Annotated in this window: 13 protein-coding genes; 3 read left to right on the top strand and 10 right to left on the bottom strand. The window is 39.4% G+C overall.

All coding sequences use genetic code 11. The features are described from left to right. The first annotated feature begins 119 nt into the window (after nt 1-119). The 3 genes from ATK78_RS16825 to ATK78_RS16815 all read left to right on the top strand — a co-directional run bounded on the left by ATK78_RS16825 (nt 120) and on the right by ATK78_RS16815 (nt 4,822). Nucleotides 120-800, top strand: coding sequence for a hypothetical protein (locus ATK78_RS16825; RefSeq protein WP_133577311.1), 681 nt, complete (start codon nt 120-122; stop codon nt 798-800). Between the two features lie 41 nt (nt 801-841). Further along, entirely contained in the window at nt 842-1,768 is a 927-nt protein-coding gene (locus tag ATK78_RS16820; RefSeq protein ID WP_133577310.1) for a DUF5007 domain-containing protein, read from the top strand. A gap of 513 nt (nt 1,769-2,281) precedes the next feature. After that, entirely contained in the window at nt 2,282-4,822 is a 2,541-nt protein-coding gene (locus tag ATK78_RS16815; protein ID WP_133577309.1) for an ATP-dependent Clp protease ATP-binding subunit, read from the top strand. Nucleotides 4,823-4,880: 58 nt separating this feature from the next. Here ATK78_RS16815 and ATK78_RS16810 read toward each other — a convergent pair whose 3' ends face one another. From ATK78_RS16810 to ATK78_RS16765, 10 genes are all read right to left on the bottom strand, one after another. Next, the gene (locus ATK78_RS16810; protein WP_133577308.1) at nt 4,881-5,960 is read right to left on the bottom strand and encodes a PA0069 family radical SAM protein; all 1,080 of its coding nucleotides are present in this window, start codon (nt 5,958-5,960) and stop codon (nt 4,881-4,883) included. Nucleotides 5,961-5,999: 39 nt separating this feature from the next. Continuing rightward, entirely contained in the window at nt 6,000-7,235 is a 1,236-nt protein-coding gene (locus ATK78_RS16805) for a carboxypeptidase-like regulatory domain-containing protein (protein ID WP_133577307.1), read from the bottom strand. Between the two features lie 56 nt (nt 7,236-7,291). Further along, the gene (locus ATK78_RS16800) at nt 7,292-8,104 is read right to left on the bottom strand and encodes an enoyl-ACP reductase FabI (protein WP_133577306.1); all 813 of its coding nucleotides are present in this window, start codon (nt 8,102-8,104) and stop codon (nt 7,292-7,294) included. Between the two features lie 33 nt (nt 8,105-8,137). Beyond that, nucleotides 8,138-9,790, bottom strand: a complete 1,653-nt coding sequence (gene recN, locus ATK78_RS16795) for a DNA repair protein RecN (RefSeq protein WP_133577305.1) — start codon at nt 9,788-9,790, stop codon at nt 8,138-8,140. A gap of 126 nt (nt 9,791-9,916) precedes the next feature. After that, nucleotides 9,917-11,833, bottom strand: a complete 1,917-nt coding sequence (locus ATK78_RS16790) for a M56 family metallopeptidase (protein ID WP_133577304.1) — start codon at nt 11,831-11,833, stop codon at nt 9,917-9,919. Nucleotides 11,834-11,838: 5 nt separating this feature from the next. Further along, nucleotides 11,839-12,222, bottom strand: coding sequence for a BlaI/MecI/CopY family transcriptional regulator (locus ATK78_RS16785; protein ID WP_133577303.1), 384 nt, complete (start codon nt 12,220-12,222; stop codon nt 11,839-11,841). Nucleotides 12,223-12,298: 76 nt separating this feature from the next. Beyond that, on the bottom strand, nt 12,299-13,240 hold the full coding sequence (gene porD / locus ATK78_RS16780) for a type IX secretion system protein PorD (RefSeq protein WP_133577302.1): 942 nt from the start codon (nt 13,238-13,240) through the stop codon (nt 12,299-12,301). A 23-nt stretch (nt 13,241-13,263) separates the two neighbouring features. Then, on the bottom strand, nt 13,264-14,457 hold the full coding sequence (coaBC, locus tag ATK78_RS16775; RefSeq protein ID WP_133577301.1) for a bifunctional phosphopantothenoylcysteine decarboxylase/phosphopantothenate--cysteine ligase CoaBC: 1,194 nt from the start codon (nt 14,455-14,457) through the stop codon (nt 13,264-13,266). A 43-nt stretch (nt 14,458-14,500) separates the two neighbouring features. Next, nucleotides 14,501-14,827: a DNA-directed RNA polymerase subunit omega gene (locus ATK78_RS16770; protein ID WP_133577300.1), complete on the bottom strand. Its 327-nt coding sequence runs from the start codon at nt 14,825-14,827 to the stop codon at nt 14,501-14,503. After that, entirely contained in the window at nt 14,827-15,753 is a 927-nt protein-coding gene (locus tag ATK78_RS16765; protein WP_133577299.1) for an outer membrane protein assembly factor BamD, read from the bottom strand. The genes ATK78_RS16770 and ATK78_RS16765 overlap by 1 nt, the downstream gene beginning before the upstream one ends. Nucleotides 15,754-16,742: the final 989 nt, after the last annotated feature.

The following is a 16,742-nucleotide window of genomic DNA, read 5'->3' as shown; positions in this document are numbered from 1 at the left end:
TTGGCCAGGCATTTAATTGATAAAAATAGAAATATGAAACCATTATGATCTTTCAAAATCACAATAGATGATTAAGATCATGATCGCTTCATCACAGATAAAAACTAATTATAAAACAGATGAAAAATACTTCATTTAACAAAATATCCCTTTTAACAGTTGCAATCATCCTGATGCTGGCCGCCTGTAAAAAGAAAGAATACTACCTGGATGGTGGTATATCCAGGCAATCAGAGGCAGAACTGAAAATGACGGCTTACGAGTTTCTGGCAAGCCGTCCAAATCATGTATTTGATTCACTGGTGAAGATCATTGACCTGGCTGATGCAAAAGCAATCGTTAACCAGTCTAACATCACCTTTTATGCAGTTCCCAATGAAGGGGTAATGCGTTTTCAGCGCAGGTTTAGCCCGTCTGACAGGCAAGCTCCGCGGCCGCTGGTTAAAATTGGTGTAGATACATTGAGAATGCTGCTGAACCGTTTCATTATTCCAAGTTATAATGTCTCTTTAGAACAGGCTGTAGTGGATAAGTTAAAGTACTATAAGGATAATAATGGCGATAGCCTGAATATTTATGGTAAAGGAGGCGGGATCAATGCAGGAAGTTCCATACAAACCTCGGCCTTTAATATGGAGTACGAACACCGGAAGATCAAGGTGGTAGACTCTATAAATTATGTTTCAGGGATCCAGACCCATAACCTGCAGACCGCAAATGCGAGGATCCATGTCTTAACACCCGGATCTAACTTTGCCGGGGGACTGAAACTGAAATATTTTAGGGTCAATGACAACTAATAAACAGCAATTAATTAGAGGATAAACTAAATTTAGTACTGATGAAAACATTAATAAAAAAATCTGGTCAGCTACTGGTGCTTCTTGCATTGTTCATAACATCTTGTAAGAAAGATGATAGTGAGCAAGGCTTTTTAAGCCCGGCTTTAAAATACCCGAATACCACCATCAATGCAGCCGTTGGCGCCAGCCTGATCCAGTCCGGAGCAATGATTACCGATGAATCCACCAAGCCGCTGGAGTTTAGCATAGATGCCATTCGCTATGAAGATGGTACCCTGGCCACAAAGGTTATGGATTATAAAGTAGACACTTATTTTTGGCAGGCAGAATATACCGGTAAGGAAGCTACAAATAAAGAGCTCGATGCCAAACGGACAAAGGTTGTCAGACCAGCAATTGACATCAATCCTGAAAATGGGAATGTGATCATTTACCCGGAATCTACAGACAGTTTACAACTGACCAAGGGAAAGTATATCATAGATGTAAAAGTTAAGAACCCTGCCGAAGAGCGTATCATTAAGGGAGCATTGACTGTTAATGTGACCTACTCACCACCATTCTATTATAGGTTCTCCGGAATTGATGGAAAATTAACAGGTATTGACGTGAGCTTTAAAAGGCTGCAGAGCACGGGTAATAAGATCACCGTTTATACCCTGAATAAAGAAGGAGTTCCCATTGATCCCAAAAAATTGTTTGGTTATGACTATGGAACAGCTGCGGCACCGGATCTGAAGGACTGGCACAACCTGGGCTTAAGCAATCCAACGAAATATACGGAGTTTCCGGATCGCCTCGAACTGGAAATAGCCGGTTTCCCGCTGCCTTTTGTGGCCGGACAGGTTCTGACCATTGATATGTATAATAATGGGGACGTGAACGGTGCTTATTTTAATTACTGGTTCAACATGGCCATACTTAAAGAAGGAGTTTGGGAAGTAACCATTAAGTTGAATTATTAGTATGACCAAACACGCTGGAACATGATGAAGTGTTCTTAGACATTCTCTTCCCTGCATATATCCCGATTGTGCCCGTTGGTCTGATGATCAGCGGGCATGATCATTTTGGAGCATAAATGAAAAATCGCTATTTACAGCGTGTTACATACCTTTATTATAGATAACATCAAGTGATGTAAGACATTTTTTGTATAAATACTGACAATTTGCTAGACAATTTTTTATGTAAACCATTTTTGACAGCCTGTTGAAGACGGTAAAATCATTACATTATGGGGACAAATACATTTTATTGATTTTTTTTCAAATAAAAAAACTACCTTGTATAGGTATTAAGCGCATTTTTGAAATGACTTATGTGAGTCAATACATGGTAACATTTATGGGATTGCCGGTGTTAAAGTGTCAATTTAACATGCAATGGCGTAATTGTTGATAAAATAAAAAATCCGGGGCTGCATTTTATAAAACAATTTTTATAGTTTAGAGCATTCCGGATTTAGAAAGGATTATATGGAAGCTAAATTTTCTCCACAAGTAAAAGATGTGATTTCTTTTAGCAGGGAAGAAGCCCTGAGATTAGGTCACGATTACATAGGCGCAGAACATCTTTTGTTAGGCCTTATTCGCGAAGGCGATGGTATGGCCATTAAGATATTAAAATCATTAGGGGTTGATACATCAAAACTTCGTCGTTCAATAGAAGACTCTGTTAGGGGTACTTCAAGTGTTACAGTAAACCTGGGTAATATTCCATTAACCAAGCAGGCTGAAAAGGTTTTAAAGATCACGTATTTAGAAGCCAAGATCTTTAAAAGCGATTTAATTGGTACAGAGCATTTGCTGCTTTCCATTCTGCGTGATGATGATAATATCGCTTCTCAGATCTTATTGCAATACAGTATTAATTACGAGATATTTAAACAGGAAGTAGAAGTGAATAAAAATGGTTTCAGAGATGAAACACAAAATAGCGCATCTACTGGCGGCGATGATGATTATCGTGAAGAAGAAGCATTCAGCAGCCCTAAGAAAGTTTCTGATATCAAATCAAAAACGCCTGTACTCGATAATTTCGGAAGGGACCTTACCAAAGCCGCAGAAGAAGGTAAACTGGATCCAATTGTTGGTCGCGAGAAAGAAATTGAACGCGTATCCCAGATCTTGTCACGCCGTAAAAAGAACAACCCGATTCTTATTGGTGAACCTGGTGTTGGTAAATCTGCCATCGCAGAAGGATTGGCCTTAAGAATTGTTCAGCGTAAAGTTTCAAGAGTACTTTTCAACAAACGCGTAGTTACTTTGGATCTTGCTTCACTGGTTGCAGGTACCAAATACCGCGGACAGTTTGAAGAACGTATGAAAGCGGTGATGAATGAACTGGAGAAATCTACGGATGTGATCTTATTTATTGATGAGATCCATACGATAGTAGGTGCCGGTGGTGCTTCTGGTTCATTGGATGCATCGAATATGTTTAAACCTGCATTGGCCAGAGGTGAAATCCAATGTATTGGTGCAACAACCCTGGATGAATACCGTCAGTATATTGAAAAAGATGGAGCACTGGACCGTCGTTTCCAAAAGGTAATGATCGAGCCTGCTACACCAGATGAAACCATAGAGATTTTAAACCGCATTAAAGAAAAGTATGAAGAACACCACGGTGTAACGTATACCGATGAAGCAATTAATGCGTGTGTGGCTTTAACATCAAGGTATATTACTGATCGTTTCTTGCCTGATAAAGCAATAGATGCATTAGATGAGGCTGGTTCAAGGGTTCACCTGACAAACATTCATGTTCCTGAAAATATCATTGATATTGAGAACAAGATTGAAGAGATCAAAGTTGAAAAGAATAAAGTAGTAAAAAGTCAGAAATACGAAGAAGCAGCAAAACTGAGAGATACTGAAAAGAATCTTTTAGAAGAGTTGGATCGTGCTAAGGCAGCATGGGAGTCAGAGACAAAATCTAAACGATATACCGTTTCTGAAGACAATGTTGCTGAAGTAGTGTCTATGATGACCGGGATTCCTTTGCAGCGTGTTGGACAAACAGATAGCATCAAGCTATTGAATATGTACGAAACTGTTGCAGAGAAAATTATTGGCCAGGATGATGCAATTAAAAAACTGACCAAAGCAATTCAACGCACAAGAGCAGGTCTTAAAGATCCTAAAAAACCAATCGGTTCATTTATTTTCCTTGGCCCAACGGGTGTAGGTAAAACGGAATTGGCTAAGGAACTTGCGCGTTTCATGTTTGATAGTGATGATTCACTGATTCAAATCGACATGAGTGAGTACATGGAGAAATTTGCGGTTTCACGTTTAGTGGGAGCGCCTCCAGGATATGTCGGTTATGAAGAAGGCGGACAGCTTACAGAAAAAGTTCGTCGTAAACCTTACGCGGTGATCTTATTGGATGAGATTGAAAAAGCACATCCGGATGTATTTAATATCCTGTTACAGGTATTGGATGAAGGTCAGCTTACCGATAGTCTGGGACGAAAAGTTGATTTTAGAAATACGATCATCATCATGACCTCGAACATTGGAGCACGTCAGCTGAAAGATTTCGGACAGGGGGTAGGGTTCTCTACTTCTGCTAAAGTTAACCAGGTTGATGCCCATTCCAGAGGAGTAATTGAAAGTGCTTTAAAACGTGCATTTGCGCCTGAGTTCCTGAATCGTGTAGACGATGTAGTTGTCTTCAATTCTTTAGGTAAGGATGAGATCTTCAAGATCATTGATATTGAATTAAAATCATTATTTGGCCGTGTACATAACTTAGGTTATGAGGTTAAGTTAACCGATAAAGCAAAAGAATTTATTGCGGATAAAGGGTTCGACTCTGCTTTTGGAGCGAGACCACTGAAGCGTGCGATTCAGAAGTATTTAGAAGATCCGATTGCTGAAGAGATCCTGAAAGGCGAGATCCATGACGGAGATACTTTGGAAATTGATTACGATAAAGAAAATGATCAAATTATCGTGGAAAATAAAAGTCCGGGTAAGAAAAAGAAAAAAGAAGAAGGAAGTCTGGAGTAATATTCAGAAGTCTAACACATAATTTAACTCCCAATCCTGATAAAGGATTGGGAGTTTTTTAATTCCCGAATAGATTGAGCTGTATTTTTGGGACCTGAAAAAGACTGGAGTCTAATTTGGGCTTTATTTCATTGAGATGGTTTAGGCGACAATGTAACTTAAAGGTGTCATTGATGATCTGCGAAATATTTCCGTCACCTTTCATGCGGTTTCCAAACCTGGAATCGTTTACATTTCCACCATGGCAGGATTGGATCATGTGCCAGACCTCATCTGCCCTGTCCGGATAATTTTTATGGAGCCAATCTTCAAAAATACCGCCAATTGCACCATTAAGTCTAACCACTGTATATCCCGCAGAAATTGCGCCATTGCTGGCAATGGCTTTTAATATTGCAGGAATCTCATGATCACTTAATCCTGGTACCAGGGGAGCAACCATAACGCCCATTGGAATGCCGGCTTTGCTGAGATCGGCTACAATTTTTAATCGTTGTTTAGCCGTAGTCGTTCTGGGTTCCATTTTCTGACGCAACTGCTCATTGAGACTGTTGATCGATACGTAAACCATACACAGGTTTAATTTTGCCAATTCTGTCAGGATATCAATATCCCTGAGAATTAAGGCATTCTTTGTAATAATTCCTATAGGCTGCTTATAAGCCAGGGCGATCTCTAAGAGCTGCCGGGTGATCCTGAACTTTCTTTCTGCCGGCTGATAACAATCTGTATTTCCGGATAGTGAGATCACGGAAGCATCCCATCCTTTTCGTTCCAGAAACTTTTTAAATAATTCAGGTGCCTCAGTCTTAACAATGATCTTCCGTTCAAAATCCAGACCGGCACTAAAGCCCCAGTATTCATGGGCATTTCTCGCATAGCAATAGGTGCAGCCATGCTCACAACCCTGGTAAGGATTTAATGAATATAACATGCCCACATCCGGACTGTCCACTTTGTTGACTATAGATTTAGATTTCCCAAAGATAAATGACGTTTTTTGATCTTCTTCTTCCCAATCGTCTATTCCTTCTGAATGCTCCTTTACATAATCATCTTTAGCAAAGCGATTGTGTGGGTTGAACTGAGCACCTCTTCCTTTAAAATAATTTTCAGCGGTTCCTTCATCTGGTATCATGAGTTAAAATTACTAAAAATATTAGCAATTTTAAAGTAATTACTTCGATTGTGGAATATAATCTAAAGGAACCATATCCGCTATTTTTTCATACGCCCAAAAACCTTCATAGAGTAAAGATCTGGGATCATAGATCCCACCGTTTTCAAAGAAATTTACAGGCCCTTCTAATTGATGGACAATTGAGATTTGATAGTTAGGCATATCGAGAGGTCTGCTTACAGAATGTCCGGACAGATTGGTATATTCCACAGTTTCTTTTTCACGGGTATAGATTACATAAAGCGCATCGCTATAATTTACTGTTTTCAGATTGGGATAGATTTGTTTTACCAGGGTATCCGTTAATACATTTCCACGGTTCAATGTATTTATAAATTTGGGCTGTCTTTTTAATTTCGACCAATAAGCTAAAGAATCATCTGCAGATACTTGTATTCTGACTACCCCGCCATTTGCAGGGGGTCTCAGGATCCGGTTGATATGGGCATTGATCACGCTGTCAGAAGGCCGGTTCGTATTTGGGATCTTAATGAGTTTATTAATGATATATCCTTCTTCGTTTGTTTTATTTTGATAGAGCGATTGAAAGAAATGTTGTGGCGACCCCCTGTAAGCGATGTCCCTGTATTTTAAATATTCTTTCTTTTTTGATTTTGAAGCTTTGAGCTCTTCAAAATAGGGATGTCCGGAATAAAAAACAATATTGGAACTCTGATTATTCTCGAAGTAATCTAAAAGATATTTGATCCGATACCCTAAGGCTTTATTTTCGATGATTAGGAATTCATTGGCAGTCACTTTTAAGATCCTGTTTTTCTTATCATACTCCGTAATGATCACCTGAGGGTTTAGTATTTTACATTTTTTAGCATGTGGGGTTGTCCCGATAAAGAACTTTCTAAAAAGTTCAAGGTGGTATTGTCTTTCTGGATCTGCACGAATAACAACCTCTTGCAGTTGGGTAATGTTTTCCTGGAGTACGACTTCAATAGTTGCTGATTTATTGGTGATGATCACATTCTTGTTTTGCGGCAAAAATCCAATGACCTGAACCAGCACATCATAATTACCAGGCTTTAGATTGTTTAAGCTGAACTTTCCATTATTATCTGCAACAGTACCGATCTTATAGCCGCTTAAATAGATCCCGGCACCGGGAAGTGTTTCTCCCTTAGTATCCTTTACTGTTCCGCTGATCGAATATAGGCCTTGTCCATAGCTGTACTTTGCAAGACTTAAAAGAATAAGGCAGCATAAAGATAATCTGGTCATTTTACTAATATAATTAATTCAGACCTGGATACAAAACAAAAATGCCCTGTAATTAATTATTCAACACCTAATCTTTTCATAACCTCGTCACTTACACCTGTTGAGGAGTAACCGCCGTCATGGAAAAGGTTCTGCATGGTAACCATGCGGGTAAGGTCAGAGAATAATGTGATACAGTAGTCCGCACACGATTCTGCATCCGCATTACCCAAAGGGGCTACAGAATTTGCAAAATCATAAAAATCACCAAATCCTTTAATGCCAGTACCTGCAGTTGTCTTTGTTGGGGACTGAGAAACGGTATTGATCCGTACTTTCTTTTCTAATCCATAATGATATCCAAAACTGCGTGCAATAGATTCCAGCATGGCTTTAATGTCTGCCATATCCGTATAGAATGGATAGGTGCGCTGTGCGGCCATATAGGTTAAGGCAACCACACTGCCGCCCTCATTGATGGCATCCAGTTTTTTAGCCACAGCAAGCATCTTGTGTAAAGACATTGCAGAGACATCAATCCCCTTCATGAAATAGTCGTAGTTAGATTCTGTATAGGGAATTTTTTTACGGATGTTGACACTCATGCCAATAGAATGCAGGATGAAGTCTATTTTGCCGCCCAGTATTTCTTGTGATTGAACATACAGATTTGTTAATTCTTCTACATTTGTAGCATCAGCAGGAATAATTTTAGAACCTGTTTTTTCTGCGAGGATATTGATCTCGCCCATCCGCATGGCAATGGGTGCATTCGTTAAAACAAATTCAGCACCTTCTTCATGTGCTTTTTCAGCTACTTTCCAAGCGATAGAGTTCTGATCCAAAGCTCCCGTGATGATGCCGCGCTTACCTTTTAATAAATTATACATAGATCTGTTTTTTGTTATTCTGTGTTAAATGATTTAGCCAAGTAGATCCTTTGCGTTTTGCAGGGCAGAAGGTCCGGGGGTTTTTCCACTGAGCATCTCTGCAATCGCTTGTACCCGCTCGTCGTAAGTTAATTTTTTGATGCCGGTTGTGGTACGCTGGCTGTCCTCATTCTTATAAACAAAGTAATGTGCATCACCTTTGGCCGCAATCTGAGGCAGGTGGGTAATGCAGATCACCTGCATGCTGTGTTCCAGTGCACCGATCACATGACCAACCTGAACAGCCGTCTCACCGGATATCCCCGTATCGATCTCGTCAAATATCAGCGTCGGTAGTGCAGCATGTTTTGCAAGAATAGATTTTATAGCGAGCATTAGCCGTGATAACTCCCCGCCGGAAGCTACCTTTCCAACTGGTGCAGGAGATTGTCCGCTATTGGCAGAAAATAATAGAGAAAGGGTATCCTTACCATCTTTATTTAATTCTTCACTAGTTGTATGTGCTACCTTGATCTTTGCATTGGGCATGCCAACCTGGACCAGTACTTCGGCAACCTGTTGTTCTGTGGTGCCAATCGATTTGCTGCGGTTTTCCGATAAGGTTTGTGCTTTTTTGTTTAATTCCTCTTTCTGCTGATTGATCTCAGCAACCAGGCGTTCAATTTCCTGATCGTCACTCAGCAGATCACTTAGGTTATTGGACAATTGGTCCTGAACAGATAAAAGTTTTTCAACTGTAGTAACCCGGTGCTTTTGCTGTAAAGTATAAATAAGATCCAGCCGCGTGTTGATCTCTTCGATCTTTAGCGGGTTAAAAATGATACCCTCCTCCAGTGAAGCGGTTTCCTGTGCAATATCTTTGATTTCAATTAATGCAGAACGGAGGCGCTCGCTCAGCGCAGCGTATTCAGGATTAAATTTCTCAATTCCCTGGTATTGATTGATCACTTCTTTAAGTACGGACAACACTGCCGTATCCTGCTCACTCAATAGATTATGGCTGTTTACCAGGTTTCTTTTGATGCTTTCTGAATTACTAAGGATCTCGAGTTCAGCTTCAAGCTGTCCCTGCTCAGCAACCTTTAGATTTGCAGTTTCCAGTTCATTGAATAGAAATTGTTCGTAGTCCTGCTTATTTCTGGCTTCAGCTACTGCAGATTGTAAGGCACTTAATTTCTGCTGGTTCTTTTTAAATGATTTAAACAGATCGCGGTATTGGTTTAGCAATTCCTGATGGTTTGCTAAAGTATCCACGATGGTAAGCTGAAATGCGGGATCATTAATCTCCAAGGTAGCATGCTGAGAATGGATGTCAATCAGCTTCTCTCCAATCTGTTTCATTACACCAAGTGTAACAGGGGTATCGTTTATAAATGCCCTTGATTTACCATCTGTAGAAATCTCACGGCGTAAATTACTCTCGGTATCAAAATCGATGTCATTTTCTTCGAAGATGGGTTGAAGACTATTGTCATTCAACAGGAACTGACCCTCGATGATACATTTCTTTTCCTGATTGAAGAAGTATTTTGTTTCCGCACGCTGACCTAATATTAAGGACAGGGCACCCAGCATAATGGACTTTCCAGCACCAGTTTCACCGGTGATGATATTGAGTCCCTGATCAAGCTCCAGGTCTACGCTGTCGATTAGCGCATAGTTACGAATAGTAAGTTTTTGTAGCATATACGTTGCTAAATTATGAAAACATAATCAATGCATGGTTATTTCTTATAAACAAAAAAAGCAGAAGATCTCTCTTCTGCCCGCTATTCAAATTTATTTGTGTGGTTGGTTTAGGACGTACGGTGATTAATTATTTGAGGTACTGCCAGAGGTAATGGTTATTCCTTTTGTATCTGATTTAATCCCTTTTTTCTGTTTAAGCAGTTCCAGGTCTTTATCAAATTTCTCCTTAAGCTCTTTATACTCTTGTGACTTTTGAAGCTCTTTAATGTCTTCTATTTGTTTTTTAAACTCCGGAGAATTAAATTGGAGTCTTATTTCCTCAGCACTTTTTCTAATATCTTCCTGTTGTTTTTTCCATTCCGGAGAATTAAAATGCTTTTTGATCTCTTCAGAGCTTTTTATTATTTCTTCCTGTTGCTTTTTCCACTCCGGAGAATTAAAATGCTTTTTAATCTCTTCAGAACTTTTTATCATTTCTTCCTTTTGCTTTTTCCATTCAGGGGAGTTGAATTGCTTTCTGATCTCTTCTGCGCTTTTTCTAATATCTTCCTGTTGTTTTTTCCACTCCGGAGAATTAAAATGTTTTTTGATCTCTTCAGAACCCTGTTTGATTTCTTCCTGCTGTTTTTTCCACTCCGGAGAAGTAAAGTACTTTTGCAGCTCTTCCGAACTTTTCCGGGCATCAAATATCATATTCTTAAAGTCGCCAGATTTGAAGAAAGCTAAACTGCCATTTAAAGCAGAGTCCAGGTTCATGGATAATCCATTTAAGAATGATCCGTTTAAAAATGACTCATTCATAAACCGTGTCCGTAAGCTGTCCGGCATTTCATTTAGAGAATTATATTCTTGTTTGTTCCCGTCAGCGTCTGTAGTAATGATCTTTATCTTTTTCTTTTTCTTAATTGTATCGGGTTCAGCACTAAAGTGAGAAACCAATTGAATGGAGTTGGTATTAGATCCGTTATTCACGTTGATGTTATGGTTTGCAGGATCAACTTTTAATTTTGCTTTAACCAGTTCTATTGCTGATGCCGTGTTGGACGGGTTAACCCAGGCCAGGGATATTACAGTAGCGATGGTTATTCCGATTGCGAAAAATTGTTGTTTGGCATTCATGTAATTCGTTTTCATATCAGTTATTCTTTTTATACGTTGATACAGATGTTGATTGTTCCCATTTGCAGCCATAGCCAGGGAAGGGCTGGTTTTATTTTTTAAGATCTCTAATTTTAACAGCGCATGTGCATAAGTTACCGGGGTTCCTGTGAATTTAAGTACAAGATCATCGCAGGCATGTTCACGTTCAATGTTAATCAGTCTGCCGCTAAGCCAGATAAATGGATTAAAGAACAATAGGGTTTCTATGGCAGTCTTGACCAGATTTAGCAGGTAGTCATTTCTGCGGATATGCGATAACTCATGGATCAGGATTGCTTCAACCTGCTTAATGTCCAGTTGGGAAGCCAGAGCAATAGGAAACAGGACTATTGGCTTTAAATATCCAATTACCAATGGAACATTAACACTGGAAGACAAGCGAAAGCCGATCTGTTGCTTTAAATTTAGTTTAACAAGAAGGTCGTTGAAAACAGCCTGCCATTCTGTTGGAATCGATAGGTATTCAGCTTTTTTTAGGATCAGCAGTTTTCTATATCCTGCACCTAAAATAAATAGCTGCAGCAATATGCCCATGGTATAAACACTAACCAGGTAGGGAAACAGATGTTCAGTTCGGCTATTGATGCGTTCCGGCAAGCTGATGATATACTGGTAGTATTTTGCATCTGCTGCTTGGGTTAGTGCTGAGATCCGGGAGGTGTGATCCGGCAGTTTAAAAATAGAGAAGAAGGTAATGCAAAACCCAATAAAGATTAAGGACATGGCTGCATACGCCAGATTATGCCTGGTCTTTGCTTTTAATCCTGGAAATACATTTACCACTATCAACAAGACTGCATAAATAATAGCGCCTTGCCATAGTGAATGAAAAATACTCCAGCCAGTGGCTTTGATCAGGGTGTTTACAATTGCCTCCATAGTTTCTAATTTTTACTTAGTTCATCCAAATATTTTTTAATTGAATCAATTTCGTCTTTGCTGGCCGAATGGTTTCCAAGTGCCTGCATCACCAATCTGGCTGCGGATCCGTTAAATACATTGTTGATCATCTTATTCACCAGGTGCTGCTCCGTTTTTTGCTGATTGACCAATGCTTTGTAAATGTGTGTCTTTGAGGATGTATCACGGGAAACCAATCCTTTTTCATGCATGATCTGCATAAGTTTTAGCGTAGTGGTATAGCCTGCTTCCTTGTTTTTCTCTAAGATCTCATGTACATCCCGTACCGTAGAATCACCCTTTTCCCACAATATCTGCAGGATCTCCAACTCACTTTCTGTAGGCTTAAGATTACTTTTTGCTGTCATGTTTTGTTGTACGAATTTGTTCGTATTCAAATGTACGAATCTATTCGTATAAACAAAATATTTTTACAACTTTTAACTAATTTTTTTTAAGTTCTTGCTGGAGCGTAGGGGCAGCCTGTTTCAGGCTCTCGTATTTATTGATATTTGCAGGATCTATTTCAGATAATAGATTATAGGCTTTAAGTTTATCGGAGGGATCTCCGGTTGGAATAGAAAAAACATTGACTACCTCATCTGCTTTGGTAGAGAAATAGAAGTTTGGAAAGATAGAACCAACTTTTTGTTTATCCATCTGCTTGAGCCCACCTAATAGGGTGATCATTTTTTTTACACCTCTGGGCGTATTTTCCTGAAGACGGTCCAAACCATTATAATGATAGTCGTAAATAAAGGCCCTTAATTCTTCAAACCCCTTATTCAGCAGGTTCTCATTTAACCAGTAGCGGTTTCTGAGACCATCAAAAGCTTTCCAGCCTTTATTGCCTGAAGTTTGGGCATTGTTTAATACGTTTAATGCTTTTTTAAATGAATTGGTGCCGCCCAGCCGACTAAAGCTGTCTTTATCCAGTCCGATAATGGTATAGGCATAATAGCCTAAAAGTGAGCTTAAGTTGGAGATGAAATTCTGATCCGAAAAATCCAGCGCCTGACCTTCGGTGTAGTTAAAATCGAAATCTTTATCGCTCAGATTGAGTAGTGTGCTGTTATATGCAGAACCATATACGGGTCTGCTGGACTGAAGCTGGGCTTCCGCTTTATACGCAGAATTGCCGTCCCAATCTGTAATGGTGATTACAAAGTTGCATTCGATACGTTCCTGTGGTGTATAGGTCTCGGTGGTCCATTTGTTATTGTTCAAAAACTCCCTTACTATTTTCTGCAGTACTTCCAGGTTTCTTTTGTCAATATTTGGAACTGTTGGTGCAAGGATCTGTACCCTTGCATTTAATTCCTGAGCATGAGTAGAGGAATTAAAGATCAGGGAGAAACAAAAAACAAGCAGGCAGTATCTTTTCATTTGATGATTTCCTTAGGGGTGTCTTAAATCAACTTTAATATTTCATTACAAATATCTTGAGCAACTTCAGTCTTGGATTTCATCTCAAAGACTGTTTTTTCAAATGCTTTGTTAAATATAGTTATTTTATTAGTATCTGTTTTGAAGCCGGCACCTTTATCATTTAACGAATTTAAGACGATAAGGTCCAGGTTTTTTTTGACCAGCTTGGCTTTGGCATATTCCTCTTCGTGTTCAGTTTCTAAGGCAAATCCAACCAGGATCTGATCTGCTGTTTTCCGCTGTCCGAGATTTGCAAGGATGTCTTCAGTTTTTTTCAGTTCAAGACTGAATTCAGAAGCTGTTTTCTTTATTTTTTGATCTGCGGTAGTAACAGGTGTGTAATCTGCTACTGCGGCACTCATCACCGTGATGCTGTTGCCAGCAAATTCTTTTAGGCAGGCCCCGAGCATTTCTGCTGCACTGACTATATTGATCCTGTGTAATGCATATTTGCTTTGCGCTGATGTTGGCCCCGAAATTAGGGTCACATCTGCACCTAAACGTGCAAACTCATCCGCAATGGCGAAGCCCATTTTTCCGGAAGAGTGATTTCCAATGAATCGTACCGGATCGATAGCTTCAAAAGTAGGCCCCGCAGTAACCAGTACTTTCTTACTAAGGAAGGGCAGGTCTTTTTTTATTTCATTAACCAGGAAGGTAACAATTGTTTCTGGTTCGGCCATCCTGCCTTCGCCAAACAATCCACTGGCCAGCTCTCCCTTTTCCGGGGCGATCAGCAGGTTGCCATATGAGAGAACCTGCTTCACATTTTGCCGGGTACTTTTATGTTTCCACATATCCAGATCCATGGCCGGGGCGAAAAATACCGGGCATTTGGCAGACAGGTACACCGCAGTAAGGAGGTTGTCGCAGAGGCCGGAAGCCAGTTTAGCTAAGGTATTTGCACTGATGGGAGCGATGATCATATAGTCGGCCCAGAGGCCAAGTTCAACATGATTGCTCCAAACGCCGGTTTCTTCTTCGAAGTATTGGGTATAGACCGGGTTTTTAGATAGGGTTGCCAGTGTAAGCGGCGTAATGAAGTTTGCCGCATCAGCGGTAAGGATTATTTTAACGTTTGCGCCAGCTTTAACCAGTAGTCTTACTAATGTAGCCGATTTATAAGCTGCAATGCTGCCGCAAACGCCAAGAATAATGTTCTTATCTTTTAGCATAGTTTTATGAATGCATCATGCAATTTAATCCCTATGCAGTATGTTATTGTTGTTCTTTAGCAGGATTTCTGTGATATACTTTATCGTTTAGAAATTCATCAATTGCAATCAGGCTTGGCTTAGGCATACGCTCATAGTGCTTACTGATCTCAATTTGTTCCCTATTTTCAAAAATCTCTTCCAGATTGTCATTTGAAGACGCGAACTCAGCCAGCTTTCCATGAAGTTCTTCTTTCATGTTGTTTGAAATCTGATTAGCCCTTTTAGAAATAATCACTAAAGACTCATAGATGTTTTCTGTTTTCTGATCAAGATCATTAACATTTCTAGTAACCGTAGTATTCGGTATTGCGGGTTTGCTCGTATTCATTACTTGATTGGGGTTTTATTTAAAGTAGAACTGTCCTTCTTGGCATCTTTTGCCATTTGTGCTTTATATTTTTCTATTTTAGCAGTCTGTAATGCTAAGAAACGTTTGGCATTTTCAATTCCTGTTTCACTGTCTTTTTTTAAACTCTTGGCTTCAGCCAGATATTTACTGTCAGGGTACGAATCGATAAAATCATCAGCAAAGGTAATGGCTTCAGTATACCGATCTTCCTGGCGTTCTTCTAAACTGTTTTTAGCATAGTTGAATTGTGATTTTACAATCAGCAATTCCATTTCATCTGCATATTTAATATCAGGGAAATCAATTAATGCATTTTGCAACGCGATAACTGCAGATTTGTAATTGGTGATGTCATATCCGCCTAAGTCATAATACATCTTTGCATTTCCGTAGGCTTTATCTTCCAGCTTGGCACGTAAGATCGTGATATATTTAGCCGCTTCAACTGCACGGTCACTTTTAGGATAAAAGTTGATGAACAATTGAAGTGCATCTATTGCTTTAATCGTGTTCTCCTGGTCTAAACTTGCTTTAGGCGAATCTAAATAGTAACAATATGCGCCCATGTACCGGCACTCTTCAGCATATTTACTGGTAGGATAAGTATCTGCAAATGTTTTAAATTGAAATCTTGCTGAAGTATAGTCTCTTAATTTGAATAAGGTTAAGGCATAGTAATAGTTCAATTCTTCAGCTTGTTCTCTTCCCCTGTATTTTTGAGAAAGGTCTTCAAATAAGATCAATGCTTTAGAATAATTCTTCTTGCCATATAATCTCAATGCCTCCTGGTATTTTTTGGCTACATCATTACTCAGTCTGAGTTTTTCAAACTGGCTCTTGCAGCCTGCAATTGAAAGCGCAATGATGGTAAAACTTAATAGTAATAGGTGTTTAATTTTAAACATTCTGCAAAGATAAGTTAATAATACGATAACGTCAATTAAAAATAATAGGACGCTAAGCTATGTAAAGGCATTCATCCCGGCAAGCAGTTAACATAATTTAACAATTGAAATGGCAGGCCGGTAATTGACTGGAATTCTTCCTGCATGGTTTCATTTTTTAACAGGGAATATTTGAGGTATAGATCAGGGAAGAATTATTGTATATGTCAGGCATTACCAACCATTTGTGCAATACTGGTATATCTTGTCTTTGGGAATGGCTTATTCAGGCAGGCTGATTCCTCTTTACAGGTGTTTTGTTGTATGGTATATATAGGAATAGAAATTCGGGTGTACGACATGCGGTCATACTATTTTATAGCAGTTGTAGGTAGGAATCCTGTTTACGCTATATAGTATATATATACAGCTGAGGTGCTCCGGCAACTGTGATATAGCTTATGTGGGATTCCAAGGTAATCTAAAGTTATTATAATGAGAGCTGACGGCGAAATTACTGGACTACATAGAATGATAACATGGTATATGCAGGATAGTAGACCGGTATGTAGAGATAGGCAAACTGGTATGTATAGGATGGTAAGCCTGTATTTACAGAATGGTACGTTGCCTAACGTATATTTTAAACAGGCTGATTGGTTTTTTCTTAAAGTAATTCAGCCCGGATCATAGCTGTCAGATCTGTAGATTGAAAGGATTTGGTTGGTATTTTAGGCATTTATATATTTAAGTCTCTAACAGGATGAAAGTTCTGAAAAATTCGTATATTGGCTAAAGTAATTCACAGGCGGCATACGGTTTCGTATTCCCTTTGTCCAGCTTCAAATTTCACCGGGATGGTGTTCGGATCCTGGATTTCTTAAATTGGTATTGAATGTCAATTCAGGTTAAAAACAGGTAGTAAGTGTTCGACTGTTGTTCGACTCCGCTTCTGCTCGGCTTCGGCTTTTGTTGCAGTCCGCTTGCGGTCTTGTTCGGGTCTGCTTCGG

It is taken from the genome of Pedobacter metabolipauper (assembly GCF_004362715.1).
GTDB classification, from domain to species: domain Bacteria; phylum Bacteroidota; class Bacteroidia; order Sphingobacteriales; family Sphingobacteriaceae; genus Pedobacter; species Pedobacter metabolipauper.
Note: the sequence above shows the minus strand (reverse complement) of the source record. Positions and strands in the feature narration are given on the sequence as shown.

Coding starts and splice junctions, on each gene's coding strand:
- ATK78_RS16825 (WP_133577311.1), top strand. CDS start 120: ATGAAAAATACTTCATTTAACAAAATATCCCTTTTAACAGTTGCAATC.
- ATK78_RS16820 (WP_133577310.1), top strand. CDS start 842: ATGAAAACATTAATAAAAAAATCTGGTCAGCTACTGGTGCTTCTTGCA.
- ATK78_RS16815 (WP_133577309.1), top strand. CDS start 2,282: ATGGAAGCTAAATTTTCTCCACAAGTAAAAGATGTGATTTCTTTTAGC.
- ATK78_RS16810 (WP_133577308.1), bottom strand. CDS start 5,960: ATGATACCAGATGAAGGAACCGCTGAAAATTATTTTAAAGGAAGAGGT.
- ATK78_RS16805 (WP_133577307.1), bottom strand. CDS start 7,235: ATGACCAGATTATCTTTATGCTGCCTTATTCTTTTAAGTCTTGCAAAG.
- ATK78_RS16800 (WP_133577306.1), bottom strand. CDS start 8,104: ATGTATAATTTATTAAAAGGTAAGCGCGGCATCATCACGGGAGCTTTG.
- recN (WP_133577305.1), bottom strand. CDS start 9,790: ATGCTACAAAAACTTACTATTCGTAACTATGCGCTAATCGACAGCGTA.
- ATK78_RS16790 (WP_133577304.1), bottom strand. CDS start 11,833: ATGGAGGCAATTGTAAACACCCTGATCAAAGCCACTGGCTGGAGTATT.
- ATK78_RS16785 (WP_133577303.1), bottom strand. CDS start 12,222: ATGACAGCAAAAAGTAATCTTAAGCCTACAGAAAGTGAGTTGGAGATC.
- porD (WP_133577302.1), bottom strand. CDS start 13,240: ATGAAAAGATACTGCCTGCTTGTTTTTTGTTTCTCCCTGATCTTTAAT.
- coaBC (WP_133577301.1), bottom strand. CDS start 14,457: ATGCTAAAAGATAAGAACATTATTCTTGGCGTTTGCGGCAGCATTGCA.
- ATK78_RS16770 (WP_133577300.1), bottom strand. CDS start 14,827: ATGAATACGAGCAAACCCGCAATACCGAATACTACGGTTACTAGAAAT.
- ATK78_RS16765 (WP_133577299.1), bottom strand. CDS start 15,753: ATGTTTAAAATTAAACACCTATTACTATTAAGTTTTACCATCATTGCG.